Here is a 25,916-nt window from a genome sequence, read left to right on the forward strand (position 1 = left end):
GCACGGCATAGGGGGGCCATGTCATCGGCCTTGCTCAACCAGGCGCGGGAAATCCTGCGCCGGACCTTCGGACACGCGGAATTCCGGGGTCGCCAGGCCGAGGTGATTTCGGAAATCCTGGCCGGGCGCTCTGCCCTGGCGGTCCTGCCCACCGGCGGCGGCAAGAGCGTCTGCTACCAGATTCCGGCCATGATGCGACCCGGCCTGGGCCTGGTGATCTCACCCCTTATCGCCCTGATGACCGATCAGGTGGCCAGCCTGCTGCAGGCCGGGGTTTCCGCGGCCCGTATCGATTCCACCGGCGAGGCCTGGGAGCGGTCAGAGACCTGGGCCAAGATCGAGGCGGGTCAGCTGGATCTGCTCTATGTTTCGCCCGAGGGCCTGATGGCTCCGGCCATGATGGAGCGGTTGAAACGCACGCCCCTGTCCCTGATCGCCATTGATGAAGCCCACTGCGTCAGTCAGTGGGGACACGACTTCCGTCCGGAATACCGGATGCTTGGTCGGCTGGCGGAAATCTTTCCTGAGGTTCCCCGGCTCGCCGTCACGGCGACAGCCGATGTGCGGACCCGGGAGGACATACGCACCGAGCTGAAGCTGCATGACAGCGCAGAATTCGTCGCCAGCTTCGCCCGCCCGGAACTGGCCCTGTCGGCGGAACGCAAGCGCGGCGCCGGACACAAGCGTGTGCTGGAGCTGGTGGAGGCCCGTCCCAACCGTTCGGGTGTGATCTATGCCGGCTCCCGGGACGGCACCGACAAGCTGGCCGAGGCCCTGCGCAGCGCCGGGGTTCCGGCCCTGGCCTATCATGCGGGTCTGGACAAGACGGTGCGGGCCGACCGCCTGGAGCACTTCCTGGAGTCCGAGGCCGGGGTCATGGTGGCCACCATCGCCTTTGGCATGGGGGTCGACAAACCCGACGTCCGTTATGTGATCCATGCCGATCCGCCCGCCTCCATCGAGGCCTACTGGCAGGAAATCGGCCGGGCCGGGCGGGATGGCGACCCTGCTGAGGGCATTACCCTCTATGGGGCTTCCGACATGGCCTGGGCCTATCGGCGTATTGAGGGGCGCGAGGTCTCCGACGAGGTCAAGTCGGTCCAGAACCGCAAGGTGCGTCAGCTCTACGCCCTGCTGGACGGCGCCTCCTGCCGGGCCGCCGGGGTAAGACGCTATTTCGGCGAAGAGGGGGTCGAGGCCTGTGGTCAGTGCGACCTCTGCCTGGGAACAGTCGAGACGGTGGACGCGACTGAAGCGGCGCAAAAGGCCCTGTCGGCGGCCCACCGCATGGGCGGCCGGTTCGGCCGGGGCCGCCTGGTGGAGCACCTGCTTGGCAAGACCAAGGACCCGTCCGCCTTCGAGGCCGGACTCTCCACCTTCGGCGTCGGCAAGGAGTTCAGTGCGACGGGCTGGCGCGATCTGGTGGACCAGCTGCTGTTTGATGGACTGCTGAAGGAAGACCCCAACGACGGTCGCCCCCTTATTGGTCTGGGTGATGTGGAAGGCGTCCGCGCCGTCTATCGCGGCGAAAAGCAGGTGGCCCTGCGGCGGGCGCTGGAAGATCATGATGCGACCGTTACCCGATCGCGCAAGCGCGGCCGTGACGCCGTCGAGCTGGCTGTGGGTGACCAGAAGCTGTTTGAGGATCTGCGATACTGGCGGGCGGCTGAGGCCAAACGCCAGCACGTGCCGCCCTATGTCATTTTTTCAGATCGCACCCTGGCGGAGATCGCCCTGAGGCGGCCCCGAACCTCTGCGACCCTGCTGGCTGTTTCCGGTGTCGGTGAGGGCAAGCTGACCCGTTATGGCGACGAGGTCATAGCGATCGTCAATTCGATATGAAGCGGGGGACCGGCCGCCTGGGCAGGCCGCCAGTCCCCCGATCAGGCCCTAGAACCTGGTCTTGAGTTCGACGCCGATCGTGCGCGGATCGTTGACGAAGCCCGTCAGGTTGTTGAAGTCGATCCCGCCTTCAAGGCTCTTGTCGTTGGTGATGTTGCGACCAAAGATCGCCACTTCCAGCTGACCGTCGGCCTTTGCATAGCCAAGGCGCAGACCGCCCTCCACCAGATGATCGTCGGAGTATTCGACGGAGTCATAGAGGAAGAAGTTGATCTTCGAACGATAGGCCCAGTCGGTATAGGCGAAGAACTCGCCGTCGCCGTAGGGGATGGCGTAGCGCGCCGTGACGCTGGCGATCCAGCGCGGGGCGTTGGGCAGGGTGTTGCCGTTGATATTGACGGTGCCGGCCAGGGCGCCCTTGGGATCAAGGACGGTGCAGCCCGAACCGCAAGGGGCGGTGGCGAGCTTGGAGTCGTCGATTTCCGTGTGGTTGTATGACCAGCCTGCCGTCAGGTTCAGATTGTCGATCGGCGCAGCTTCGGCATTGAATTCAAAGCCATAGCCATTGGCGTGCTCGGCATTGATCAAGCGGTTGAAATTGGCGCCGCCGCCGACCGCGGTCAGCTGCAGGTCATTGACCCGATAGGCGAAGACGTCGGCATCGAAGCGGATGCGGTTGTCATAGCCGGTGCCCTTGATGCCCGCCTCATAGGACATCATGGTCTCGGTGTCGGCCACGGACAGGGTGTCGCCGAACAGCAGGCGGCCCTGGATCGATGGCGCGCGATAGCCGCGGGCGATGCGGGCATAGGCGTTGACCTTGTCCGTCAGGGCATAGGTGGTGCTCAGGTTGAAGCTGACCTCATCGCTCGAAGGCGTGGCCTTCAGGCGAGCCGTCGCCGGGGCGCCGAAGGGCGAGACCAGACGCTGGGCGACGAAGTCCTTCTTGTCATTGGAATAGCGGACGCCGGCGGCGACATTCCACTGATCGGTCAGGGACCAGTCGCCATTGGCGAACAGGGCCCAGGACTTGGACTTCTGGTGCTGGTAGGCGAAGCCGTCCTGCTTGCCGCCGGCCAGGGTATTGTAATCGAAGCTGTCGATCTTCACGTCTTCGAAGAAGTAGAAGGCGCCGACCGTATAGCTCAGATTGTCCTTCTTGCCGGCGAGGCGGAATTCCTGGCTCCACTGGGCGTGGAAGGGAATGCCGTCAGCGCTTTCCGACGGGAAGGGGATGAAGCCGGGGCCGAAGGGCGGTGCGAAGGAGGCGCCAAAGCCGCCGTCAATGTCGCCGCGGGAATAGACCTTGGCGTTTTCATAGCCGGTCACCGAGGTCAGGACCGGGCCGCCGAGGTCGTAGGTCACCTTCAGGTTTGCGCCCGTGAGGTGAACCTTCTGGGTGGCGCGGCTCTGGGCGTCCTGGGCGATGGTGTCGCGGCGGAAGCCCGAGGCGAAGTCGTTGGAGCCCTTGGCGATGATGTTGGCGCGGAAGATCTGCGGCGTGCCGTCCAGATCCATGTGGTGGACGTTCAGCAGGGCGCTGAAGTCTTCAGACGGCGTGTAGAGCAGTTGGCCCCTGAAGGCGGTTTCGTCATAGCCGCCGGTCGCGTCGCTCTTCTTGGTGAAGGCGTTGTCGATCCAGTCGCCGCGGTGCTGATAGAGGACCGACAGGCGGCCGGACAGGACGTCGCCGACGATCGGACCGGAAATGGCGCCCTCGGCATTGATCGTATTGTAGGTAGCGGCCGAGATCTGGCCGTAGCCACCGAAGGTCTTGGTCGGCTTGGCGGACTCGAACTTCAGGACGCCGGCCGGGGTGTTGCGGCCAAACAGCGTGCCCTGCGGGCCGCGGAGGACTTCAACCTGGTCGATGTCAAAGAGCGGCAGGCCCTTCAGGATGGGGCTCTCGAGGACGACTTCGTCATAGACGAAGGAGACGGGCTGGGAGGCGTTGAGGTCGAAGTCGGTATTGCCAAGGCCACGGATGTAGGGGCGCGGGAAGGTGCGGCCAAAGCTGGACTCAAGGGTCAGGCTGGGGGCTCGCGCCGACAGGACGCGGATATCGCCGCCGGATGACCGGATGACATCAAGCTTCTCGCCGCTGACGGCGGTGACCGATTCCGGAACGTCGTTGATGTTTTCCGACTTCTTCTGAGCCGTGACGACGACTTCAGCCACGGTGTTGTCGGCGGCGAAGGCGGGCATGGCGAGGCCGGCCGCGAAGATCAGGGCGGCGCCGGCGGCGCTCCCGAGGGCCAGAGTTCGTTGAGTGGTGCGCATTTTCGTATCCCCTGCGAAGAATGAGGCGGGGGTTCTAGACTTTCAGCGACCGTCACGAAAGCGACGTCCGGTCGTCATGCGCACGTCACGTCCCGATTGTGGCCATTACGCCGCACAATCAATGAGTTGTATCAGTTTTATGACAGTTCCGTGACGGTCTAGGCGTCAACTTCCGCGTCCAGGGCGTTGGCCTGGATGAACTCGCGGCGGGGCTCCACCAGATCGCCCATCAGCCGGGTGAACATGTCATCGGCGTCGTCGGCATGGGTCACCTTGACCTGCAGCAGGGTGCGGGCGTCGGCGTCCAGGGTGGTTTCCCAGAGCTGATCGGGGTTCATCTCGCCCAGGCCCTTGTAACGCTGGATGGACAGACCCCTGCGACCGGCGTCCATGACGGCGGCCACCAGGTCCATGGGACCGCGCACTGTTGTGGTCCGGTCCCGGCGGGTGAAGGTTCCCGGCGCGGCGAAGAATTCCGCCAGATCCTGGGCCCGCTCGCCCAGTCGCCGGGCGTCGGCGGCGTTCAGCAGCTGTTCGTCCAGGACCACCTTTTCGGTGACCCCGCGCTTGATCCGGGCGAAGGCGTATCCGCCTCCGGGCGCCTTTTCCCCCGACCACTGGCCATCGCCTTCTTCGGCATAGAGATCCAGACGGCGTGCGGCGGCAGCCAGATCCTCGGATCCGCCCAGCAGGCCGGCCAGGGCCGCCTGTTCCACGGCGAAGGCCGGAGCCCGGGCCGACAGGCGCTCGATATTGGCCTTGGCGCTGCGGGCGGTCTGGACGAGGTTCAGCAGGTCGCCGCCGGTCAGACGCTCGCCTGAGGCCAGCTCCAGCACTGCGCCATCGACACCTTCATCGGTCAGATAGGATTCCAGCATGGCGTCGTCCTTGAGATAGCGCGAGGACTTGCCTTTGGAGGCCTTATAGAGGGGCGGCTGGGCGATATAGAGATAGCCCCGCTCGATCACCTGCGGCATCTGCCGGTAGAAGAAGGTGAGCAGCAGGGTGCGGATGTGGGCGCCGTCGACGTCGGCGTCCGTCATGATGACGATCTTGTGGTAGCGGATCTTCTCGATGTCGAAATCGTCCCGGCCGATCCCGGCGCCCAGGGCGGTGATCAGTGTGCCGATCTGGTCGGAGCCCAGCATCCGGTCGAACCGGGCCCGCTCGACGTTCAGGATCTTGCCGCGAAGGGGCAGGACGGCCTGGTTCTCACGATTGCGGGCCTGCTTGGCCGAGCCGCCGGCGGAGTCGCCCTCCACCAGGAAGATTTCCGACTTGGCGGGATCCTTCTCCTGGCAGTCCGCCAGCTTGCCGGGCAGGGAGCTGATGTCCAGGGCCGACTTGCGCCGGGTGAGCTCGCGCGCCTTGCGGGCGGCCTCACGGGCGGCGGCGGCCTCGGTGATCTTCTGGACGATCATCTTGGCTTCGACGGGGTGTTCCTCGAACCAGGCGCCCAGGCCTTCGCTGACCAGGCCTTCAACGGCCGGGCGGACTTCGGAGGAGACCAGCTTGTCCTTGGTCTGGGACGAGAACTTGGGATCGGGAACCTTGACCGACAGGACGCAGGTCAGGCCTTCCCGGGCGTCTTCACCGGAGACCGAAACCTTCTCGCGCTTGGCGGCGCCTGAAGTCTCCGCATAGCTGGAAATGATCCGGGTCAGGGCTGAACGGAAAGCCGCCAGGTGGGTGCCGCCGTCCCGCTGGGGGATGTTGTTGGTGAAGCAGAGGACGTTCTCGTGGTAGCCGTCATTCCACCACAGGGACAGGTCCAGCTCGACATTCTCGCGCTTGCCGCGGACGACGATGGGGGTCTTAAGGATGCCGGTCTTGGCCTTGTCCAGGTGGCGGACAAAGGCTTCGACCCCGCCCTCATAGTGGAGCATTTCCACATAGGGCTCGGCTTCCCGGTGATCCTTCAGCCAGATGGTCACGCCGGAGTTCAGGAAGGCCAGCTCCCGGAGGCGGTGTTCCAGGGTCTTCCGGTCAAATTCGATGAACGCGAAGGTTTCCACCGACGGGTAGAAGGTGACCTCGGTGCCGGACAGGAATTCCCCGTTCTCACGCAGGGGCGCGTCGCCGGTGACGATCAGGGGCGAGACCGCGTCGCCGCGGCGGAACTCCATCTCATAGGCCTTGCCGCCCCGGTAGATCTTCAGCCGCAGCCAGTCGGACAGGGCGTTGACCACCGAGACGCCCACCCCGTGCAGACCTCCCGAGACCTTGTAGGAGTTCTGGTCAAACTTACCGCCGGCGTGCAGCTGGGTCATGATGACCTCGGCGGCTGAAACGCCTTCGCCTTCGTGGATGTCCACGGGAATGCCGCGACCGTCATCGGTGACCGTGCAGGAGCCGTCAGCGTTGAGGATGACCTCGACCCGGGTCGCCCAGCCGGCCAGGGTTTCGTCGATGGCGTTGTCCACCACCTCATAGACCATGTGGTGCAGGCCCGACCCGTCGTCGGTGTCGCCGATATACATGCCCGGGCGCTTGCGCACGGCGTCGAGGCCCTTGAGGACCTTGATCGATTCAGCCCCGTACTCGTTCTGTCCGTTGTTTTCCGGGGTGTTGTCGGGCTTGGGGGGCAGGTCGGTCATTCAGTATCCAGAATCGCCAGATTCGAGCCGTCCACATGGACGCCCTGGGCCCGGCCCTTCAAATCTTCGAACAGGTGCTCGTCCGTCCCGGTGAGAAAGGCCTGAAGGCCGAGCGCCTCGATTTCGTCGAACAAGGCGGCCCGCCGGCGGCGGTCCAGATGTGCGGCGACTTCGTCGAGCAACAGTATAGGGTCCGGCGCTGATTCTGCACGTGAAAGACGCGAGGCCTGGGCTAAAATCAGGTTCAGAATCAGGGCTTTCTGCTCCCCTGTTGAACATTCCGCAGCCGGACGTTGCTTTTCGGCGTGGATGACCGCCAGATCGCCGCGGTGCGGGCCGGTCAGAGCCCTTCCCGCCGACGCATCCCGGGCTCTCCCGGCGGCCAGATCCCGGATAAGTTTCCCCTCGATCTCGCCCAGATCCGCCCCGTTGGCGGCCATGGTCTCCCACTCGCCGGTCAGGGAAAGGCGGGCCATGGGAAAGGGTCTGTCGGCGCGGGTTTCAATCTCGGCCTGCAGGGCGGCCAGGGTGCGCGCCCTGGCGGTGGCCACCATGGCGCCGGACTCGGCGAGCCGCGCCTCCAGGGCGTTCAGCCAGTCAGCGTCCGGAGGGCCGTCGGTCAGCAGGCGCATGCGTTCGCGCCCGGCCTTTTCATAGGCAGAAGCATTGCGGGCGTGTCCGGGCTCGGCGGCGAAGACCAGGCGGTCGAGAAAGCGGCGGCGGTCCCCTGCGCTCTCGAGAAATAGCCGGTCCTGGGCCGGTGTCAGCCAGACCTGCCGGGTCAGGTCCGACAGGCGGGCCGGAGGGATGGTCTCGCCCTCAAGCCGCACGGCCCTGCGGCTCTGACCGGCGCCTTCCAGGCCCGTTCCCAGCCTGACCGGTTCTCCGTCCTGGGTGACAATGGCCGACACCGCCCAGGCGCCGCCGCTGGGCGCCCCCGGCGCGCGCCGACCCATATCGGCCAGGGCGGCATTCCTCAGGCCCCGGCCTGGGGTCAGCAGGCTGACGGCCTCCAGAAGATTGGTCTTGCCCGCCCCATTGGGCCCCACCAGAAACACCGGCCGCCCGTCCAGCGCGATCTCGCTGCGGGCATAGGACCGGAAGTCCGTCAGGATCAGTTGGGTCAGGGCGGTGCGCACGGCGCGGTCTTAGCCCGTTTCGTCCGGAAGCGCGAAGACCTCCGCCTAGACCCGCAGCGGCATCAGCACATAACGGACGTCGGGGTCGGTCGGATCCAGAACCAGGGCCGGATCATTCGGACCGCCGAACCGGAACTCCGCCTGGTCGGCGGTGATCTGGTCAGTGACGTCCAGCAGATAGCGGGCGTTGAAGGACAGCTCGAAGCTGTCGCCCGCATAGTCGACTTCGATTTCCTCGACCGCCTGCCCGGCTTCCATGTTGCGCACGGTCAGGATGACCCGGCCCGGCTCGATGGCCATGCGGACCGAGCGGCTCTTCTCGGCGGAAATGGTGGCCACCCGGTCGACGGCCTGGGCGAACAGCTTGTTGTCAACCATCATGACCTTGTCATTGTCCCGGGGGATGACGCGGACATAGTCGGGGAAGTTGCCGTCAATGACCTTGGAGGTCAGGGCCGCGCCGCCGAATTCGAAGCGGACCTTCTGGGGGCTCAGCGCCAGGTCAAGGGATTCCCCGGCGTCTTCCAGCAGGCGCCGGGCTTCATTGATGGTCTTGCGGGGCACGATGACCCCCGGCGAACCCGCCGAGCCCTCGGGCGCCAGCATTTCAGCCAGGGCCAGGCGGTGACCGTCCGTAGCCACGGCGCGCAGCTTGGCGACCCCGCCCTCGACCACCGTGTGGAGGTAGAGGCCGTTCAGGTAATAGCGGGTCTCCTCGGTGGAGATGGCGAACTTGGTCTTGTCGATCAGGCGGATCAGATCGCCCACATCCACCCCGATCCGGCCCGACAGGCCGTCGGATGACATGACCGGGAAGTCCCCGGCCGGCAGGACCGGCAGGTTGAAGCGCGAACGGCCGGCGGCCACGGTCAGGCGCGGATCCTCGCCCGTGAAGGACAGGGAGACGTCAGAGCCTTCCGGCAGCTTGCGGACGATCTCATACAGCGTGTGGGCCGGCGCAGTGATCTGGCCGGGCTGATCGACCTGGGCCAGGGCCTCATCGATGATTTCCATGTCCAGGTCGGTTGCAGAAAAACTCAGCCGGTCGCGATCGGCCGACAGCAGGACATTGGACAGGATCGGAATCGTATTGCGGCGCTCCACGGCGCTCTGCACGTGTCCCAGCGCCTTCAGCAGCGCCGCGCGTTCAATGGTCAGCTTCATTGTGTCGTCCGAAATCTCAAACCGCCGGCAAGCGATTCGTCGCCAGCCCGAAGTTCCGAAGGGACCTGCGACTTTAGCGAATTCCGTTCATCAAGAAAGAGCGCCGATACGAGAATTTCAGCCTAGGCCCGGGTATCGAATGACCCACCGGTTTCAGCCTCGGCTTCTTCGCCCGCCGCATAGGGATTGGCGCCCTGGGATTCCACAGCCGCTTCACCCGTCGAGCCCTTGGCGGCGACCACCACCATGGCCGGCCTGACCAGTCGGCCGAGAAGCTCATAGCCCGGCTGGAGGGTCTGGATGACGCTCCCCGCCCCGACTTCCGCCGAGACCTGTTCCATCATGGCCTGATGCTGGTGGGGATCGAACTTCGTGCCCTTGGCCGGCTCGACCCGCTTCAGGCCATTGGTCTCGAACGCCGTCTGAAGGGCCTTTTCGGTCATTTCCACGCCGACCAGGAAGTTCTTCACCGCCGGATCCTCACTGGCGGGCGGGGCGGTAAGGGCGCGGCCCAGGGTGTCGGCCACGGTCAGCAGGTCGCGGGCGAACTTCTGGATGGCGTAGGCCCGGGCGTCATTGGCTTCCCGCTCGGCCCGGCGCTTGGTGTTCTCGGCGTCGGCGGCGAAGCGGAGGACCTGCTCCTTGAGGGAGGCGTTCTCCGCCGCCAGGGCTTCCATGTGATCAAGGGCCGCGTCAGCCACGGCGTTGAATTCCTCGGTCGCCGTTTGATCGTCGGACATGTCTAGAACCTCTTATCCATTCGTGACCTGGGAGAGCATGCGGGCGGTATAATCCACCAGCGGGATCACCCGGGCGTAATTCAGTCGGGCCGGCCCAATCACCGCGATTGCGCCCAGCACCTTTTGTCGCCCCGTCATATAGGGCGCCGCGATCACGGCGGAACCCGAAAGCGAGAACAACCGCGTTTCCGCACCGATAAAAATGCGCACGCCCTGGGCCTCGCGAACGCCGTCCAGCAAACCGATCAGCTGTTCCTTTTGTTCCAGGTCGTCGAACAGCATGCGGACCCGCTCGAGGTCATCAATGCTCTCTCGGTCGCTCAGCAGGTTGGCGCGGCCCCGGACGATCAGGGCGCGGTCGGCGCCTTCGCCCCCGCCCCAGGCGGCCAGACCATCCTCCACCAACCGCGCGGCGGTCTCATTGAGCTGACGCTGGGCCTGTTCCAGTTCGATCCGGATGTCGGCCCCGGCCTCAGCCAGGGTCTTTCCGCGCAGGCGGGAATTGAGGAAGTTGGAGGCTTCCTGCAGGGATGACGGCGTGACGCCGGCGTTGAGGGTCATGACCCGGTTTTCCACCGTGCCGTCCTCGAAGACCATGACCGCCAGGGCCTGCCCGCTGCCCAGGGCGACAAACTCCACATGCTTGACCCCGGCGTCGCGAACGGGGGTCACGACAATCCCCGCTCCCCCGGCCAGGCCTGAAAGCAGGGAGGTGGCCTCGGTCAGGGCGTCGTCGAAGGATCCGCCCTTGGCCGCCAGACGGCTTTCAATGGTCCGGCGTTCGTCCTCGCCCACATGGCCCACCTCCATCAAGCCGTCCACGAACAGGCGGAGCCCGGCATGGGTGGGCAGGCGCCCGGCGCTCACATGGGGCGCGCCCAGCAGGCCAAGCGTGGTCAGGTCCTGCATGGTGTTGCGGATCGAGGCGGGCGAAAGCTGGACACCCCCCTTGGACAGGGTCCGGGAGCCCACAGGCTCGCCGGTCTCGATATAGCTCTCCACCACCCGTCGGAAGATTTCCCGGGCGCGGCTGTCCAGCTCGGTCAGCGAGGGCCCGGAGGTCAGGAAGGATGGGGTCAAGTCGGTGGGTCGCATGGGAACATGGACGAAGCCTCTCTGATCTAGGATAAGCGCGCAAACCCCGGGCGCAAGACGCTCATGACAAAGGAATCCCATGCGCCCTTCAGAACGGTTGGTTGATCAGCTTCGCAGTGTGACCCTCGAAACCAATGTGAACCGCTATGCCGAAGGGTCCTGCCTCGCCAGTTTCGGCCACACCAAGGTGCTGATCACCGCCAGTGTCGAAGAGCGGGTTCCCCCCTTCATGCGCGGTCGCGGCCAGGGCTGGGTCACGGCCGAGTACGGCATGTTGCCCCGCGCAACCCACACCCGCGGCCGTCGGGAGGCCTCTGAAGGCAAGCAGTCGGGCCGCACCCAGGAGATCCAGCGTCTGATCGGACGCTCCCTGCGGGCCATCATCGATCCCGCCGCCCTCGGCGAGCGTCAGATCTCCCTGGACTGTGATGTCGTCCAGGCCGATGGCGGCACCCGCACCGCAGCCATTACCGGCGCCTGGGTGGCCCTGCGGCTTGCGACCCAGAAGCTGCTCAGCGAAGGCGTCATCACCAGGGACCCGATCCTGGACCAGGTCGCGGCCATATCCTGCGGCATCTATAACGGCCTGCCGGTGCTGGATCTGGAATATGAGGAAGATTCAAACGCCGAAGCCGACGCCAACTTCGTGCTGACCGGCTCGGGTTCGATTGTGGAGATCCAGGCCACCGGTGAAAAGCGCGGCTTCCACCAGGAAGAGTTCGAGGCCCTGTTCGCCCTGGCCCGTTCCGGAATTGCGGACCTCTGCCAGCTCCAGAAGCGGGCGGTCGGCCTCTAGCCCTCCAGCCAGGCGGCAGGCACAAAAAAAGCGACCGGCGCAAACCGGTCGCTACTCTTTTTCGTCCTGGAGCCGACCCTAGCGATAGGCGAGCAGTTGGCGGAAGGCCGACTCCGGCATGCGGGCCAGCTCTTCGGCGAAGGGGGCCATCAGGCGGTCGATAAAGCTTTCAATGGCGCGGGCCATGGCTGAATTCCTTGTGCGTTGCAGCAATTGTTGCGGTGCACATAGGGATCAAATCCTAAGAATTCAACACTTATCCTGCGTAATTCCGCCGGAAACATGCTGCGCTGCAGCTATTCCATGTCGTCATCATCTTCAAAGGGCCCCGGCTCATAGGCGATCAGGTCGCCGGGTTGGCATTCCAGCTCCCGACAGAGGGCCGCCAGGGTGGAAAACCGGACCGCGCGGGCCTTGCCGGTTTTCAGTATGGAGAGGTTGGCGATGGTGACCCCGACCCGGTCAGCCAGTTCTGTCAACGACATGCGTCGCTTGAGAAGCATTCGGTCAAGCTGGATGCTGATGGGCATGGCTAGATGGTCAGCTCTGCTTCGCGGCGAAGGCGGGCGCCTTCCCGGAAGACTTCGGCCAGCACGAACACCACCAGCACCGAGAACCATGGGGTGGTTGAAATGGTCGGCTCAACCTTGTTGATCCCCGGAAACAGCCAGATGCTGATCCCCCAGAAGGTGTAGCGAATGAGCTCAAGGGCCGCCAGGGCCAGGCCGATCACCCTCAGGCGCGAGACGTTGTCCGGGTGAAAGGGGTCTCCGGCCATCAGGGTGGCGAAGATCCGTCGCAGGCGACCGACAATCACCAGAATGCCGGCCAGATAGAGCGAAGCTGTGAACAGGCCTGTGATGACAGCTGGCCATTGCCGCACCAGCTTGTCGCCATTGAAATTCACCGTGAAGCTGCCCAGCAGATCGGGGTTGAAGCTCAGGAGCAGGGCGCCCAGGGTCACCAGACTGACAGCCCCGACGCCAATCCAGAGCGCCACGAAGACAACATCCAGAATGACCTTCAGCAGGCTGGAGATGGAGCCAGGTCCAAGTGTGCGCATCAGCGGCATGTCTGTTCCTCCCCCCCAGCGCTTCCCGGTCCGCCGGCTTCACTCCCGACGGGGCTTCGGACCTTCACGCACGGTGCGAGTCCGCCTCCCGTCTGGAAAGCCTAGGCCATCAGGCTGTTCACAGCTACGGCCAGGGTGGGCACAGCGGCCAGAACGACAACCAGGGACATGGTGATCCGGTCCATAAGGGACATGAGCGAGCTAAACATTATATTTCTCCGTTGGTTAAGAATGCTGCGATGCAGCAATTGCGGTGGAGACATATGCCTCCGATGGAGAAATTCAATAGGCCGTCATCGCTTTTCGATCAATAGAATTATCGTTTGTCGATATTAAACTTCCGCAATGAAATTACATTTTTGCAATGCAGCATGCAAATCGAGCCATTAGATTGGCCCACGACACCTGGAGCTCCACATGTCCCTGATCCTGCAGCCTGGCGCCCGCATCGTTGTCGCGACCCATAATCCGGGCAAGGCGCGCGAACTGGCCGAAATTCTCGAGAACCGATTCGAGCTGGTGACAGCGGGTCAGCTGGGCCTTGCAGAGCCTGAAGAAACCGAGACGACCTTTGAAGGCAACGCCCTGCTGAAGGCCCGGGCGGCGGCCCGGGCCAGCGGGCTGGTGGCCCTGGCTGATGATTCCGGCCTGTCCGTGACGGCGCTCGGCGGCGCTCCGGGAATCTTTTCAGCCCGTTGGGCCGGCGAGACCAAGGACTTCGGCATCGCCATGGCGCGGATTGAGGCCGAGCTTGCCGCCCTGGACACCGGCGATCGCAGCGCCTGGTTCACCTGCGCCCTGGCCGTGGCCTGGCCGGACGGTCCTGCGGTGGTGGTCGAGGGACGCCTTGATGGCGACCTGACCTTTCCGGCGAGGGGAGATCGCGGGTTCGGCTATGATCCGATCTTCGTGCCGAAAGGCAGGACCGAAACCTTCGGCGAAATGGACCCCCTCATGAAGGACGCCATGAGTCATCGGGCCCTGGCCTTCGCCCAGCTGCGGGCAGCCGTGCTTTGAGGCCGCCCCTCGGCGTCTACGTCCACTGGCCTTTCTGCGCCCGGATCTGTCCCTATTGCGACTTCAACGTCTATCGCCACCGGGGCCGGGAAGATCAGGGTCTGGCCCTGAAGACCGCCATACTCCGGGACCTCGAAGCCCAGGCCGCCGGTCTGGAAAATCGGGAACTGGTCTCCGTCTTCTTCGGCGGCGGCACCCCCTCCCTGATGGAGCCGGACTGGGTCGCCGAGATCCTGCAGACCTGCCGTAGCCTGTGGCCAGGGGCTGCGGACATTGAAGTCAGCCTGGAGGCCAATCCGACCGACGCCGAAGCCGCCCGGTTCGAGGCCTTTGCGGCGGCCGGCGTCAACCGCCTGTCCCTGGGCCTGCAGGCGCTGGATGACCAGGATCTGCAACTGCTCGGGCGCGACCACTCGGCGTTGGAGGGTCTTCGCGCCGCCAGACTCGCCGCAACCATCTTCCCGCACCTGTCGATTGACCTGATCTATGCCCGCCCTGGCCAGACGGTCGAAGCCTGGACCCGCGAGCTGGAGGCCGCCCTGGAACTGGGCGCCCAGCATGTCTCGCCCTACCAGCTGACCATTGAACCAGGGACCGCCTTTGACCGCGCCGTCGGTCGCGGGCGCATGATCCCGCCGGGGGAGGACCTTGCCGCCGATCTCTATGAGGTTACCCAGGAGATTCTCGGCCGCGCCGGTTTCGAGGCTTATGAGGTCTCCAACCATGCCAGGTCGCCGGCCCACCAGTCCCGGCACAACCTCGTCTACTGGCGGGGGGAGGACTATCTGGGGGTCGGTCCCGGCGCCCATGGCCGTGTCACGCAAAACGGGGTCAGGCAGGCGACCGTCGCCGCCATGACCCCCGGGGCCTATATCGGTCAGGTTGCTGCGGGCGGCACTGGGCTGGCCGAGCAGGAGGCCCTCAGCCCGGTCGCCGCGGCTGAGGAGAGACTGCTATCCGGGCTTCGCACCTGGGAAGGCGTTTCCTATGGCGAACTTGCCGCCCTTGGCCTGACCTCAGATCACCCGGAGGTCATCGCCCTGACGACCGACGGCCTGCTTGCGCCCGACGTCGACCGCCTGAGACCAACCCCGGCCGGCCGGCTGGTGCTCAACTGGCTGACAAGTCGTCTCGCCCTTGCGTGAGGGCGGCGAACCGGCGATGCCTAGACCATGTCGCGCCATCCACCGCCCCCGCCCCTCTCCGATGCCGAACTGGCGCCAGGCCTCTATCTTGTCGCGACGCCCATCGGGAACCTGCGGGACATCACCCTGCGCGCCCTGGACATACTGAACGGCGCCGACATGGTCCTGGCGGAAGACACCCGGGTCACGGCAAAGCTGATGAACGCCTATGGCCTGTCCAAGAAGCTGGAACGCTATGACGAGCACGCCGCCGAACGGGCCGCGCCGAAGATCCTGAGGGCGCTCGCCGATGGCGCCCGGGTCGCCCTGGTGTCCGACGCCGGCACGCCCATGGTGTCGGATCCCGGCTTCCGGCTGGCGCGGGACGCCCTCGCCCAAGGGTCCAGCGTCTTTCCAGCGCCCGGCGCCTCGGCGGTCCTGGCGGCCCTGGCCGTGGCCGGGCTTCCGACAGACATGTTCATGTTCGCCGGCTTTCCGCCGCCCAAGAGTGCGGCCCGCAGGACTTTTTTTGAGTCCCTCGGCAATGTCCCGGCGACCCTGGTCTTTTTCGAAGGCGCCAGTCGTGTTTCGGCAAGCCTGCAGGACATGGCCGCCGTATTCGGCAATCGCGACGCCGCCGTCGCCCGGGAGCTGACCAAGCTTTATGAGACCGTGGTCCGCGCCCCTCTGGGCGCCCTTGCCGCCAATCCCGACTTTGCAGATCCCAAGGGTGAATTCGTTATTCTGGTAGGCCCCGGCGTGGCTCAGGCGGCCACATCGGATCAGGTGGACCAGGCCCTGCGCGACGCCCTGGCGCGGCTGAGACCCGCCGACGCCGCCGCCGAGGTCAGCAAGGCCTACGGGCTACCCCGGCGCGAGCTCTATAACCGGGTCATGGCCCTGAGGGCCGAAGACCGGTGAGCCAGGCCCGTCGGGTCCGGGGTGCGGCCAGCCGCAAGGCGGGACGACAGGCCGAGGTCCTGGCGGCGGTCTGGTTGATGCTCAAGGGCTATCGCATTCTGGGGTTCCGCCTGAAGACCCCCCAGGCTGAAATTGACATACTGGCGCTGAAGGGACCGGTTCTGGCGGTGGTCGAGGTCAAGTCCCGGACCACGCCCATGGCGGCCCTGGAAGCTGTCGGACATGACCAGAGGGAGCGCCTGCGCCGGGCCGGCCGATCCATCGCCTCAAGTCGACCGCGACTGGCTGAAGCGGCTGTCCGCCTCGACCTGATCGCCATGTCCCCGGGCCGGTTCCCCCGGCACATCCAGGACGCCTGGCGCGGCGGATAGCGATCAAGGCTGGCCTAGCGGCGCTCATCCCACTATCTGCAAGTCTTCAATCCGCCAGGGAGCTGAACCATGTCGCTGAAGGTCGCCGTCCAGATGGACCCGCTGGAGACCATCCGCATTGCTGGCGACACCAGCTTTCTGATGATGCTCAACGCCCAGGCCCGTGGTCACAGCCTGTTTGTCTACACCCCCGAGAAGATGTCACTGGAAGATGGCCGCCTGCTGGCCCGCGGACGTTCAGTGACGGTGCAGGACGTGGAGGGGGACCACGCAAAATTCGGTCCCTGGGAGGTGCGTGACCTCTCGGAAATGGACGTGGTGCTCCTGCGCCAGGACCCGCCCTTCGACATGGCCTACATCACCTCGACCCACTTCCTGGACGCCATCCACCCCGGGACCCTGGTGGTGAACAATCCGACAGAAGTGCGGAACGCTCCGGAAAAGCTCTACGTCACCACCTTCCCCGGCGTGCAGCCGCCGACCCTGGTGACCTCGGACATCGAAGCCATCTACGACTTCCGCGAACGGCATGGCGACATCGTGCTCAAGCCCCTCTATGGCGGCGGCGGGTCGGGGGTGGCGCGGCTTCTGGCTGACGACCCCAATCTCGACGCCCTGCTGGATCTTCACCGCATGATCGGCCGCGAGCCCGTCATCGCCCAGAAGTTCATCCCGGCGGTGGTCAAGGGCGACAAGCGCATTCTCCTGGTGGACGGCGAGCCTGTCGGCGCCATCAACCGCATACCCAAGGCGGGCCAGATCCGCTCCAACCTGGCCGTCGGCGGCAGCGCCGTCGCCGTTGAACTGACCGCCCGTGACCGGGAACTCTGCGGCATAATCGGGCCGGAACTGAAGCGCCGCGGCCTGATGTTCGTGGGAATTGACGTGATCGGCGACTATCTCACCGAGATCAACGTGACCTCGCCCACCGGATCGCGGGCCCTGAAGGCCTTCACCGGCGTCGACGCCACTGAAATCATGTGGGACCGGATCGAAGCCCTGCGCCGTCAGGCCTAGGCCGCCGCCCTGGTGAGCTGCTGGAGCATGGCGCGCACCTGGCCGGCATGGTCCGGGTTTCTGGACAGTTCGGACCGCACATCGTCCTGACGGGCCAGCTTCATCGCCTCGGCCGCCGCCCGCTCGGAAACGGCGCCCAGGGGCGCAGCCTCGCCAATCGCCATTTCAAGCAGCAGGATCAGGCGCTGCACCGGGGCCTTCTGGGCGCGTCCCAGCTGCTGGATGAGCTTGGTGTCTGACTCCACCAGGGCCGCCACTTCAGCGACCTTGGCCTGAATGGGCTGGAAATCCTCAGGCGCCAGACCGCAGCGGGCCAGGCTTTTCTGCAACCTGGCCAGGGCGCGCAGGCGTGCCGGGGGGCTCTCAATGCCGAACCGGAATTCATTTTCAAACCGCAGACCGGCGATCCCGGCCGACAGATAACGCGCGGCCTGACGCTTGTTAGCTGCGCCGATGACATTCTCGACCAGATAGATCATGGCGAAGGCGTCGTCGGCGGCATAGCTGGACCGGCCCAGATAGCTCTCGATGAAATCTGCTGTGACCAGCATTCTGGAGCGAACGGTAAAGGCCTCCTGGATGTCCTCAGGCAGGATTGAGTCTGCGGCGCCCGCCATCAGGGCCATGGCCAGGGCGCGAATGATCTCGATCTCGCCCTTCGGATCGCTCGGGCGCAGGCGGCGCGGCCCCACCAGTTCCGCCATGACGTTCTTTGCCAGGGCGACCCGGACCTCCTGGAAGTCCTCCGTGGCCAGCCACATGGCCAGGCGCGAGCAGGTCCCGTTGAACTGCGGCATGGCCTTGGCCACCAAAGGCTCGACCTTCATCAGGGCTTCGACATTCCTGTGAAAGGCCAGCCGGGTCATGATGGCCAGTCTGGCGCCAAGGTCGTGGCCGGAGCCCAACAGGTCGTCCAGCCCGGTCCTGCTGCCCAGTTGTTCCGAGAGCGGCTGTTCCAGAACCGAAAGGGCCAGGGCCCGGGGCGGGCCTGCAGCCGGGGCGCTGTTGGCCAGTTCCAGGAGCCGCTGGATCTTTTCCGATCGCGACATGGCCGAAGCGATGGCGTTGGCGACAGCGCCGCCGAGCAGATAGGCACGCTCGGGTTCATGGCAAATCCGCTGGGCGGCGTCGGCGAAGGATTCCTTTGTCAGGTCCGGAAATGCGTTCTGCCGAGCATCCTTGGTCAGGCGCTTGATGCTGCGGTCTGCCAGACTCTGAAAGCTGCGCACCAGCTCATGGACACTGGCGCCCCTCGCCTGGGCCTCGGGAACGGCAATCTTCTGGATGGCGTGCTGCAGGTCTGTGCCGGAGGACTCCAGAACCTCCGCCAGGTCAGATCTGTGCAGGAGTTCAAAGGGGGTGACGCCATTGGTCCTCAACCAGCCCTCGAGCAGGCGGCCGATCCTGTCCCGTGCGTGGGCCGAATAGATGTCCTGGGGCGCGACACAGAGGGGCTCGTGATTCTCCCGGACCTTTTTCTTCCTGTCGGGCGCCTGCTCCCCGAGGGTCAGGATGGTTACGGTCTGGAATTCCCGCGTCTCGGCATCGAGGGTCTCCTTGGCGACCTTGACGCCAATGGCCTTGTGTTCGGCCATCATGGCTTCGGCGGTGGCTATGGCCAGTCCCCGGTCCTCTGTCGCCAACTCAAGCGACCAGCCGTCCGCGCGGGTTTTCCGCACAGAAAGCTCGTAATGGATTTGCGCCGACGCGGACATTAAGCACCCCAGTTGACGCCAACTGTGGGCGAACAAGCTTAAAGTCTGATTGATCTTGTTTTCCGGAGTGGCTGAAGGGGGCTGGACCTCGCCCTTATCGCGCCCCATTGAGGCCATGGTGTAGGCTGACTAGTCTGCAGGTATGATGCGCCCCGCCAGGAAGCGCGGCCCGTTTGAGGAACTGACGAAAGACCATGGCCAAGATCACGCTAGTGGACGACGACGAGAACATCGTGACCTCCGTCAGTCTCGCCCTTGAGAGCCACGGTCATGTGGTCAAGGCCTATCACGATGGCGCCAGCGGCCTTGCGGCCCTGGAGAACGACCCCGCGGACCTGGCGATTCTGGACGTGAAGATGCCCCGCATGGACGGCATGGAAGTCCTTCGCCGCCTGCGCCGCACCTCGGACATGCCGGTCATCATCCTGACGTCCAAGGACGAGGAAATCGACGAGATCCTGGGCTTCAACCTCGGCGCCGACGACTACATGCACAAGCCCTTCAGCCAGCGTCTGCTGATCGAGCGGGTAAAGGCGCTGTTGCGGCGCGCCGGCGCTGATGGCGAGGAAGCTCCGCCGCCCACAGGCGACCCCGCCTCCCGCGCACTTCAGCGGGGCAAGCTGACCCTGGATCCGGCCCGCCATGACTGTCTGTGGGAGGGCAAGCCGGTCAAGCTGACCGTGACCGAGTTCCTGCTGCTCCAGTCCCTGGCCCAGCGGCCGGGCTTTGTGAAAAGCCGGGATAACCTGATGGACGCCGCTTACGACGACCAAGTCTATGTGGACGACCGCACCATCGACAGCCACATTAAGCGGATGCGCAAGAAGTTCCGGGAAGTGGCTCCCGAGTTCGACGCGATCGAAACCCTCTATGGCGTCGGATATCGATACCGCGAATCCTGATCGAGGCGATGGCTTCGGATGGCTGAACTGGCTTCCAGGCTCGCGCCTGGGGCGGCTCATCATCGTGCTCAACACCCTAGGTCTGGCCACTGTGATTGGCGGCGCCCTGGTGCTGAACGAACTGCGCCAGGGGCTGGTCAACGCCCGGATGGACAGCCTGACCACCCAGGGCGAGCTGATCACCACCATCATCGATCAGGCCGCGACCGTGGGCGAGCCCGAGCCGGCCATGGACGCCGGCTATGCCAGCCAGATCCTGCAATTGCTGTCCAATCCCAAGACGCAGAGGGCCAGGCTCTTTGACCGGGATGGCCGGTTGATCGCAGACAGCGACTGGGTCGTCGATCGGGTGGAGTCAAAGGTCCTTCCCCCCGCCAAGCCCAGGGATGCGGCGAGACCCGGCGCCGGTCCCGAAAAGGCATCCCCCCAGGGCGGCCGCGCCGCCGACCAGGTGGCCCAGTCCCTCAAGGATGAAGTCGCCCGGGCCCTGACCGGACGCCATGTCTCCGACACCCGTCGCGCCGAGGATGGCCGGCTGGTGGTGTCTGTCTCCATGCCCATCCAGCACGTCCAGGCCATACTCGGCGTCCTGACCCTTGAGGCCAATGACGTGGACCAGATCATCGCCCGTCAGAGGGCGGCCCTGATCCCCTTCATCCTGCTCTCCATTGTCGTGACGGCGGCCTCGTCCTTCATGCTGAACACGCTCATAGCCCGTCCGGTGCGGCGCCTGTCCCGGGCGGCCGATACGGTGAGGCTGTCCCGGGCCCGGTCCATATCCCTGCCGGACATCGCCCGGCGGGATGACGAACTTGGCGATCTGACAAGGGCGCTGGAGGCCATGACGGACGCCCAGTCCGAGCGTATGGACGCCATTGAGCGGTTCGCCGCCGACGTGGCCCATGAGATCAAGAACCCCCTGACCTCCATGCGTTCGGCGGTGGAAACCCTGGACCTGGTCCGCGACGGGCCGCCACGGGACAAGTTGCTGGGTATCATCAAACAGGACGTCCAGAGGCTGGACCGGCTGGTCACCGACATTTCCAACGCCTCGCGGCTTGACGCGGAACTTTCCAGGGAGGACGCCCGATCCATCGATCTTGGCCGCCTGCTCGCTGACATTGTCCAGGCCTATCAGGACTCCCAGCGGGCCGGCGAGGCGCGGCCCACTGTAACCATTCCCGACGGACTGGAAGCCGTCACGGTCTCGGGGGCTGAAGGCTCCCTTGGGCAGGTCTTCCGCAATCTGATCGACAACGCCAAGTCCTTCAGTCCCCCCGGCGGGGGGGTGCGCATCGCCCTTGAGTCCCTTCGCGGCGAGGCTGTGGTCACGGTGGATGACGAGGGCCCCGGCATTCCCCCCGACAATCTGGAGACCATTTTCCAGCGGTTCTACACATCAAGGCCCAAGGGCTCGGCCTTTGGCGGCAATTCGGGTCTGGGACTCTCCATCGCCCGTCAGATTGTCGAGTCCCAGGGCGGGGTTCTGACAGCCTCAAACCGCCAGGATGCGATCGGGGAGATCTGCGGCGCCCGGTTCACCGTCCGCCTGCCCCTGGCCCGGCGCTGATTCCATGGACCAGGTTCTCCATGCCGGCCTGATGGCCCTTCGACAGGAGGGGCTGTGGCAGGGCGTCCTGATCACGGGGCCCTCGGGCTCGGGCAAGAGCGATCTGGCCCTGCGTCTCCTGGCCGACGGATACCGGCTTGTCGCTGATGACCGGACCCTTGTCTGGACGTCCGGCGGGGTCCTGTTCGGGCGGGCGCCGGACCCCCTCAGCGGCAGGATCGAGGTCCGCGGCCAGGGAGTTTTTGCAGGCCAAAGGTTCCTTCCCGCCTGCCGGATCGTCCTTGAAGTCCGTGACGGGGTCAGCGAGCGCTGGCCCGATCCGGACCATGCGTCCTATCTGGGATTGCGGATTCCGCGCCTTACGCTATCCCTGCTGGAAGTTTCTGCGGTTTCAAAGCTAAGTCATGCCCTCTGGCATCTTGGACGCGGCGCGGAAGGCGCGTATCTAGACGGCCTTGCGAGCAGCGCCTCGCTCCGGTCGGGTGGGGATTCCCGTTGAGAGAGTTTCAATGATCGGCCTCGTGATCGTGACGCACGGGCGACTGGCCGAGGAGTTTGTCTTCGCCATGGAGCATGTGGTCGGCCCGCAGTCAGCGGTATCGGCCATCTGTATTGGTCCCGACGACGACATGGAAAAGCGCCGTCAGGACATACTGACGGCCTGTGAGCGGGTGAACACAGGTTCCGGAGTCATACTCCTGACCGACATGTTCGGCGGCACGCCTTCCAACCTCGCCATTTCCGTCATGGAACAGACCCGGGCCGAGGTGATCGCCGGACTGAACCTGCCCATGCTGATCAAGCTGGCCAGCCTGCGCACCAAGCTCTGTCTTGAAGACTGCGTCGCCCAGGCCCAGGAGGCCGGCCGGAAGTATATTTCGGTGGCGTCCTATGTTCTGGCAGGGGACAAATGACGGCGAGGGCCACCGTCGACATCATCAACAAGCGCGGCCTTCATGCCCGCGCCTCGGCGAAGTTCGTCAAGCTGGCCTCCACCTTTGAGGCGGAAGTCACGGTGTCGAAGGACGGCCAGAGTGTCGACGCCCGCTCGATCATGGGCCTGATGATGCTGGCGGCCGGCGTCGGCTGCTGCATAGACATTTCCGCTGAAGGCCCGGAGGCCGAGGCCGCCGTGGAAGCTCTCAAGGCCTTGGTGGACGGTCGCTTCGACGAAGGCGAATAGCCGCTCTAGGCCTTCAGCTTGTAGCCGGTCCGGAAGATCACCGTGATGGCGATCAGGCAAGCGATCATGAAGCCGAAAGTGGCCGCCAGACTCAGGCCCACCGGTACATCCGAAATTCCGTAGAACGACCAGCGGAACCCCGACACCAGATAGACCACGGGGTTGAACAGGGCGATCTTCGCCCAGATCCCCGGCAGCATGTTGATCGAATAGAAGCTGCCGCCCAGGAAGGTCAGTGGGGTGACAATCATCATGGGAATGATCTGCAGTTTCTCCCAGCCGTCAGCCCAGACGCCGATCACGAAGCCGAACAGGCTGAATGTGACCGAGGTCAGGACCAGGAAGCTCGCCATGACCAGGGGATGGGCGATCTGGTAGGGCACGAAAAGCCGGGCCGTGACCATGATGATCAGCCCCAGAATGACCGACTTGGTCGCCGCCGCGCCCACATAGCCGATGACGATTTCCAGGGCCGAGATCGGCGCTGACAGCACCTCGTAGATCGTGCCGGCGTATTTGGGCATGTAGATGCCGAAACTGGCGTTGGAAATGCTCTCGGTCAGTATGGACAGCATGATCAGCCCCGGCACGATGAAGGCTCCGTAGGAGACCCCGTCGATCCTGGCCATGCGGGCGCCAATGGCAGCGCCGAACACGATGAAATAGAGCGAGGTCGAGATCACCGGAGAGGCGATGGACTGGATCAGGGTCCGCCATGTCCGGGCGAGCTCGAAGTGGTAGATGGCCCGAATGGCATAGAGGTTCATGCTGCGGCCCTCACCAGGCTGACAAAGATATCTTCCAGGGAGCTCTCCTGGGTCTTCAGGTCGCGAAACTCAATGCCCTGGTCATTCAACCGCCTCAGCAGGGCCGCAATGTTCTTCTGATCGGACTGGCCGTCAAAGGTGAAGACAAGCTCGGTCCCGTCCGCCGACAGTTCGAGGGATTCTCCGGCAAGGCCGACCGGCGTTTCGCTGAGCGGCGTAACCAGGGACAGGATCAGCTGCTTCTTGCCCAGCTTGGACATGAGGGCGGCCTTGTCCTCCACCAGTATGATCTCGCCGCGGGAAATCACCCCGATCCGGTCGGCCATTTCCTCGGCCTCCTCGATATAGTGGGTGGTCAATATGATGGTGACACCGCTGTCGCGAAGGCGCCTGACCATGGCCCACATATCCCGGCGCAGCTCGACGTCGACCCCCGCCGTCGGCTCGTCGAGAAAGAGGATGGCGGGCTCATGGGAGAGGGCCTTGGCGATCATCACCCGGCGCTTCATGCCGCCGGAAAGGTTCATGATCTTTTCCGACCGCTTGTCCCAGAGGCTGAGGTCCTCCAGCACCTTCTGCAGATAGGCTGGATCCGGCGCCTTGCCGAACAGGCCGCGGGAGAATTTCACCGTATCCCAGACGCTTTCGAAGGCGTCGGTGTGCAGTTCCTGGGGCACCAGGCCGATCCGGCGGCGGGCGGCGCGATAGTCTGCGATGATGTCGCAGCCATCGGCCAGGATCTTTCCCGACGTCGGATTGACGATGCCGCAGATGATGCTGATCAGGGTGGTCTTGCCCGCCCCGTTCGGACCGAGCAGGGCGAAGATCTCACCCTTGCGGATGGTGAGATTGACCGATTTCAGGGCGGAAAATCCGCTGGCATAGGTCTTGTTGAGGTCAGTTACTTCAATGATGGGCGTCACGGTCGTCCTCGGGGCTGACGCTCAGAATGCCGCGCCCCGGCCCCCGACGCCAGCGCGACATCATCGCCCTAGGGTGATGGCGCCTCATGGGCTAGGGTCTGACAGCCTTGTTCCGAGGCCTGAACTGTCTGCAGAAGCGTGAGCGTCAGGGGGCGTCGCTGACCGGTCGGGAAGTCGAACTCAAGTTTCGCTGCGAGGCGCGGGATCTGGACGCCGTGCTGGCGGCCGCCCCTGGCGAGGGCCTGCAGACCCGTGACCTGGTCTCAACCTATTTCGACACCCCGGATGGCGCCCTGAGTGGACGCCACATGTCGCTCCGCCTCCGGGAAAGCGCTGGCGGCGCTGTTGTCCAGACCTTCAAGGCCGGCCAGGGGCTGACCCGCCAGGAGCTGGAATGGCCGGCGCCACAGGGTCTGGACCTGGGCCACCCCAAGCTGAGGGCCGTATTGAAGGCGCCCTTGCGCAAGGCCCTGGCCGAAGCCTTCACCGTCACCATCAGCCGTCGTCAGAGGACTTTCGACTATAAGGGCGCGCAGATCGAACTGGCCCTGGACGAAGGCGAGGCGCGAAGGGGTGATCAGCGACGGGCGATCTGTGAAGTCGAGCTGGAGCTCAAGTCCGGCTCCAGCGCCGCCCTCTTTGACCTGGCCAGGGAGCTGTCGCGGGTAGCGCCGCTGAGACTGTCCTTCCTGGGCAAGGCTTCCCAGGGTCAGATGCTCGTGCAGCAGGCGCCTTCATTTTCCCGGGACACAGATCTGGCCCTGACCCGGGATACATCCCCCGGCGAAGCCTTCCAGGTTCTGGCCCGCCGGGCCTTTGTCGACCTGACCCTGCATGCCGAAGCCTACAGCGAATCCGGCCATGGCAGGGCGCTGCATTCCCTCAGGGTGTCCACCCGGCGATTGAAGAGTTATCTGGCGACCTTCAGCCCGCTCCAGGACGAGACCGCCGCCAGCGCTGTGCGCAAACATCTGAACTGGCTGCTTCAGGTCAGCGCCGAAGCGCGCAACCTTGATGTCTTCGCCGAGACCTACCTGCAGTCGGATCCGTCCGGCCCTCTTGCCCAGGCGGTGAAGGCTGCAAGCGCCTCAGCCCATGCCAGGACCCGCGCCGCACTTGCCTCGGGACGGCTTCGGCAACTCCTGCTGGATCTCGCCGCCTGGGTCGAGACCGATGCCTGGCAGGGAAGGTCAGATCAGGCTGCAGGCGCCCTGAAGCAAAGGCTGAGGCCCTTCGCGCGCCGGGTCCTGAATCAGAGCCTCAAGCGTCTGGCTCGACATGCGAAGGATCTGCGAGCTCTTGATCCCGAAGCCCGCCATCTTGTCCGGCTGAAGGCCAAGCGGCTGCGCTATGTCCTGGAAGCCTTCATCCCGTTGTTCGCATCAGGACATGCGACCCGTTATCTGACAACGCTGCGAGCGATCCAGACCGACCTCGGTGATCTCAATGACGCTGCGGCGGCCGTCCCTCTGGTTCAGGGCCTCAATCTGGGTGATGGCGAGACTCTCGCCCTTCAAGGGATAGCTGCCCGGACAACGGCCCTGGAGGCAGGGCTGGCGACGACAAATCGCAAGCTCAGGCGCCTCCTCGATCAAGCTCCGCCGTGGGCGACATAAAGACTTCTTTATATGTTTCTTGCGAGAGTCCGATCTTGCGGGTATAGGGCCCGCAGATTGTGACA

General features: G+C 64.8%; 24 protein-coding genes. 13 read left to right on the forward strand and 11 right to left on the reverse strand.

From position 1 onward, the window contains the following. Positions 1-18 precede the first annotated feature (18 nt). Positions 19-1,842, forward strand: coding sequence for a DNA helicase RecQ (gene recQ / locus CFE28_01690; GenBank protein OYU68816.1), 1,824 nt, complete (start codon positions 19-21; stop codon positions 1,840-1,842). 48 nt (positions 1,843-1,890) lie between these two features. Here the strand turns inward: recQ and CFE28_01695 are convergent, their stop codons facing one another. The 6 genes from CFE28_01695 to hrcA all read right to left on the reverse strand — a co-directional run bounded on the left by CFE28_01695 (position 1,891) and on the right by hrcA (position 10,857). After that, entirely contained in the window at positions 1,891-4,122 is a 2,232-nt protein-coding gene (locus CFE28_01695; GenBank protein ID OYU68817.1) for a TonB-dependent receptor, read from the reverse strand. A 158-nt stretch (positions 4,123-4,280) separates the two neighbouring features. Continuing rightward, positions 4,281-6,719 carry a DNA topoisomerase (ATP-hydrolyzing) subunit B gene (gyrB, locus tag CFE28_01700; protein OYU68818.1) on the reverse strand — a complete coding sequence of 813 codons (2,439 nt, stop codon included), beginning with the start codon at positions 6,717-6,719 and terminating at the stop codon, positions 4,281-4,283. Further along, positions 6,716-7,858: a DNA replication/repair protein RecF gene (locus CFE28_01705; GenBank protein ID OYU68819.1), complete on the reverse strand. Its 1,143-nt coding sequence runs from the start codon at positions 7,856-7,858 to the stop codon at positions 6,716-6,718. Before CFE28_01705 ends, gyrB begins: the two co-directional genes overlap by 4 nt. A gap of 45 nt (positions 7,859-7,903) precedes the next feature. After that, complete coding sequence (locus tag CFE28_01710; protein ID OYU68820.1) at positions 7,904-9,022, reverse strand: DNA polymerase III subunit beta; 1,119 nt, start codon at positions 9,020-9,022, stop codon at positions 7,904-7,906. A 122-nt stretch (positions 9,023-9,144) separates the two neighbouring features. Continuing rightward, the gene (locus CFE28_01715; GenBank protein ID OYU68821.1) at positions 9,145-9,762 is read right to left on the reverse strand and encodes a nucleotide exchange factor GrpE; all 618 of its coding nucleotides are present in this window, start codon (positions 9,760-9,762) and stop codon (positions 9,145-9,147) included. 12 nt (positions 9,763-9,774) lie between these two features. Then, a complete protein-coding gene (gene hrcA / locus CFE28_01720) occupies positions 9,775-10,857 on the reverse strand; it encodes a heat-inducible transcriptional repressor HrcA (GenBank protein ID OYU68822.1) in 1,083 nt (360 codons plus the stop codon). A 79-nt stretch (positions 10,858-10,936) separates the two neighbouring features. On the opposite strand from hrcA, the gene CFE28_01725 reads away from it, so the two are divergent. Then, positions 10,937-11,653 carry a ribonuclease PH gene (locus CFE28_01725; GenBank protein ID OYU68823.1) on the forward strand — a complete coding sequence of 239 codons (717 nt, stop codon included), beginning with the start codon at positions 10,937-10,939 and terminating at the stop codon, positions 11,651-11,653. A gap of 296 nt (positions 11,654-11,949) precedes the next feature. On the opposite strand, the gene CFE28_01730 is transcribed toward CFE28_01725, so the two are convergent. Continuing rightward, positions 11,950-12,183, reverse strand: coding sequence for a transcriptional regulator (locus tag CFE28_01730; GenBank protein ID OYU68824.1), 234 nt, complete (start codon positions 12,181-12,183; stop codon positions 11,950-11,952). A gap of 2 nt (positions 12,184-12,185) precedes the next feature. Further along, positions 12,186-12,716, reverse strand: a complete 531-nt coding sequence (locus CFE28_01735; protein ID OYU71506.1) for a hypothetical protein — start codon at positions 12,714-12,716, stop codon at positions 12,186-12,188. Positions 12,717-13,142: 426 nt separating this feature from the next. Here CFE28_01735 and rdgB point away from each other — a divergent pair, with 426 nt between their 5' ends. From rdgB to CFE28_01760, 5 genes are all read left to right on the forward strand, one after another. After that, on the forward strand, positions 13,143-13,742 hold the full coding sequence (rdgB, locus tag CFE28_01740) for a non-canonical purine NTP pyrophosphatase, RdgB/HAM1 family (protein ID OYU68825.1): 600 nt from the start codon (positions 13,143-13,145) through the stop codon (positions 13,740-13,742). Beyond that, entirely contained in the window at positions 13,739-14,887 is a 1,149-nt protein-coding gene (locus tag CFE28_01745; GenBank protein OYU68826.1) for a coproporphyrinogen III oxidase, read from the forward strand. The genes rdgB and CFE28_01745 overlap by 4 nt, the downstream gene beginning before the upstream one ends. Positions 14,888-14,914: 27 nt before the next feature. After that, positions 14,915-15,787, forward strand: coding sequence for a 16S rRNA (cytidine(1402)-2'-O)-methyltransferase (gene rsmI / locus CFE28_01750; protein OYU68827.1), 873 nt, complete (start codon positions 14,915-14,917; stop codon positions 15,785-15,787). Beyond that, a complete protein-coding gene (locus tag CFE28_01755; protein ID OYU68828.1) occupies positions 15,784-16,158 on the forward strand; it encodes a hypothetical protein in 375 nt (124 codons plus the stop codon). The genes rsmI and CFE28_01755 overlap by 4 nt, the downstream gene beginning before the upstream one ends. A gap of 69 nt (positions 16,159-16,227) precedes the next feature. Continuing rightward, a complete protein-coding gene (locus CFE28_01760; GenBank protein ID OYU68829.1) occupies positions 16,228-17,175 on the forward strand; it encodes a glutathione synthase in 948 nt (315 codons plus the stop codon). Here the strand turns inward: CFE28_01760 and CFE28_01765 are convergent. Continuing rightward, positions 17,172-18,890, reverse strand: a complete 1,719-nt coding sequence (locus tag CFE28_01765; GenBank protein OYU68830.1) for a hypothetical protein — start codon at positions 18,888-18,890, stop codon at positions 17,172-17,174. The two genes, CFE28_01760 and CFE28_01765, sit on opposite strands and share 4 nt — an antisense overlap. Before the next feature lie 194 nt (positions 18,891-19,084). Between CFE28_01765 and CFE28_01770 the strand changes: the two genes are divergently transcribed. From CFE28_01770 to CFE28_01790, 5 genes are read left to right on the forward strand one after another with little or no spacing between them, the layout of a single operon-like run. Next, complete coding sequence (locus CFE28_01770; GenBank protein ID OYU68831.1) at positions 19,085-19,792, forward strand: DNA-binding response regulator; 708 nt, start codon at positions 19,085-19,087, stop codon at positions 19,790-19,792. Then, complete coding sequence (locus CFE28_01775) at positions 19,761-21,362, forward strand: histidine kinase (GenBank protein OYU68832.1); 1,602 nt, start codon at positions 19,761-19,763, stop codon at positions 21,360-21,362. The genes CFE28_01770 and CFE28_01775 overlap by 32 nt, the downstream gene beginning before the upstream one ends. A gap of 4 nt (positions 21,363-21,366) precedes the next feature. After that, positions 21,367-21,861 (forward strand): serine kinase, encoded by a 495-nt coding sequence (locus CFE28_01780; protein ID OYU71507.1) that lies wholly within the window; start codon positions 21,367-21,369, stop codon positions 21,859-21,861. A 10-nt stretch (positions 21,862-21,871) separates the two neighbouring features. Next, positions 21,872-22,276 carry a PTS fructose transporter subunit IIA gene (locus CFE28_01785; protein ID OYU68833.1) on the forward strand — a complete coding sequence of 135 codons (405 nt, stop codon included), beginning with the start codon at positions 21,872-21,874 and terminating at the stop codon, positions 22,274-22,276. Further along, positions 22,273-22,545: an HPr family phosphocarrier protein gene (locus CFE28_01790; GenBank protein OYU68834.1), complete on the forward strand. Its 273-nt coding sequence runs from the start codon at positions 22,273-22,275 to the stop codon at positions 22,543-22,545. Before CFE28_01785 ends, CFE28_01790 begins: the two co-directional genes overlap by 4 nt. Positions 22,546-22,550: 5 nt before the next feature. Here the strand turns inward: CFE28_01790 and CFE28_01795 are convergent, their stop codons facing one another. Together CFE28_01795 and CFE28_01800 are read right to left on the reverse strand one after the other, a co-directional pair. Continuing rightward, positions 22,551-23,312 (reverse strand): sugar ABC transporter permease, encoded by a 762-nt coding sequence (locus tag CFE28_01795; protein ID OYU68835.1) that lies wholly within the window; start codon positions 23,310-23,312, stop codon positions 22,551-22,553. Beyond that, positions 23,309-24,235, reverse strand: a complete 927-nt coding sequence (locus CFE28_01800; GenBank protein OYU68836.1) for a multidrug ABC transporter ATP-binding protein — start codon at positions 24,233-24,235, stop codon at positions 23,309-23,311. The genes CFE28_01795 and CFE28_01800 overlap by 4 nt, the downstream gene beginning before the upstream one ends. 107 nt (positions 24,236-24,342) lie before the next feature. Here CFE28_01800 and CFE28_01805 point away from each other — a divergent pair, with 107 nt between their 5' ends. Next, positions 24,343-25,851, forward strand: coding sequence for a hypothetical protein (locus CFE28_01805; protein ID OYU68837.1), 1,509 nt, complete (start codon positions 24,343-24,345; stop codon positions 25,849-25,851). The last annotated feature ends 65 nt before the right edge of the window (positions 25,852-25,916 follow it).

The sequence above is a fragment of the Alphaproteobacteria bacterium PA2 genome, from assembly GCA_002256425.1.
Classification (GTDB): domain Bacteria; phylum Pseudomonadota; class Alphaproteobacteria; order Caulobacterales; family Caulobacteraceae; genus Phenylobacterium.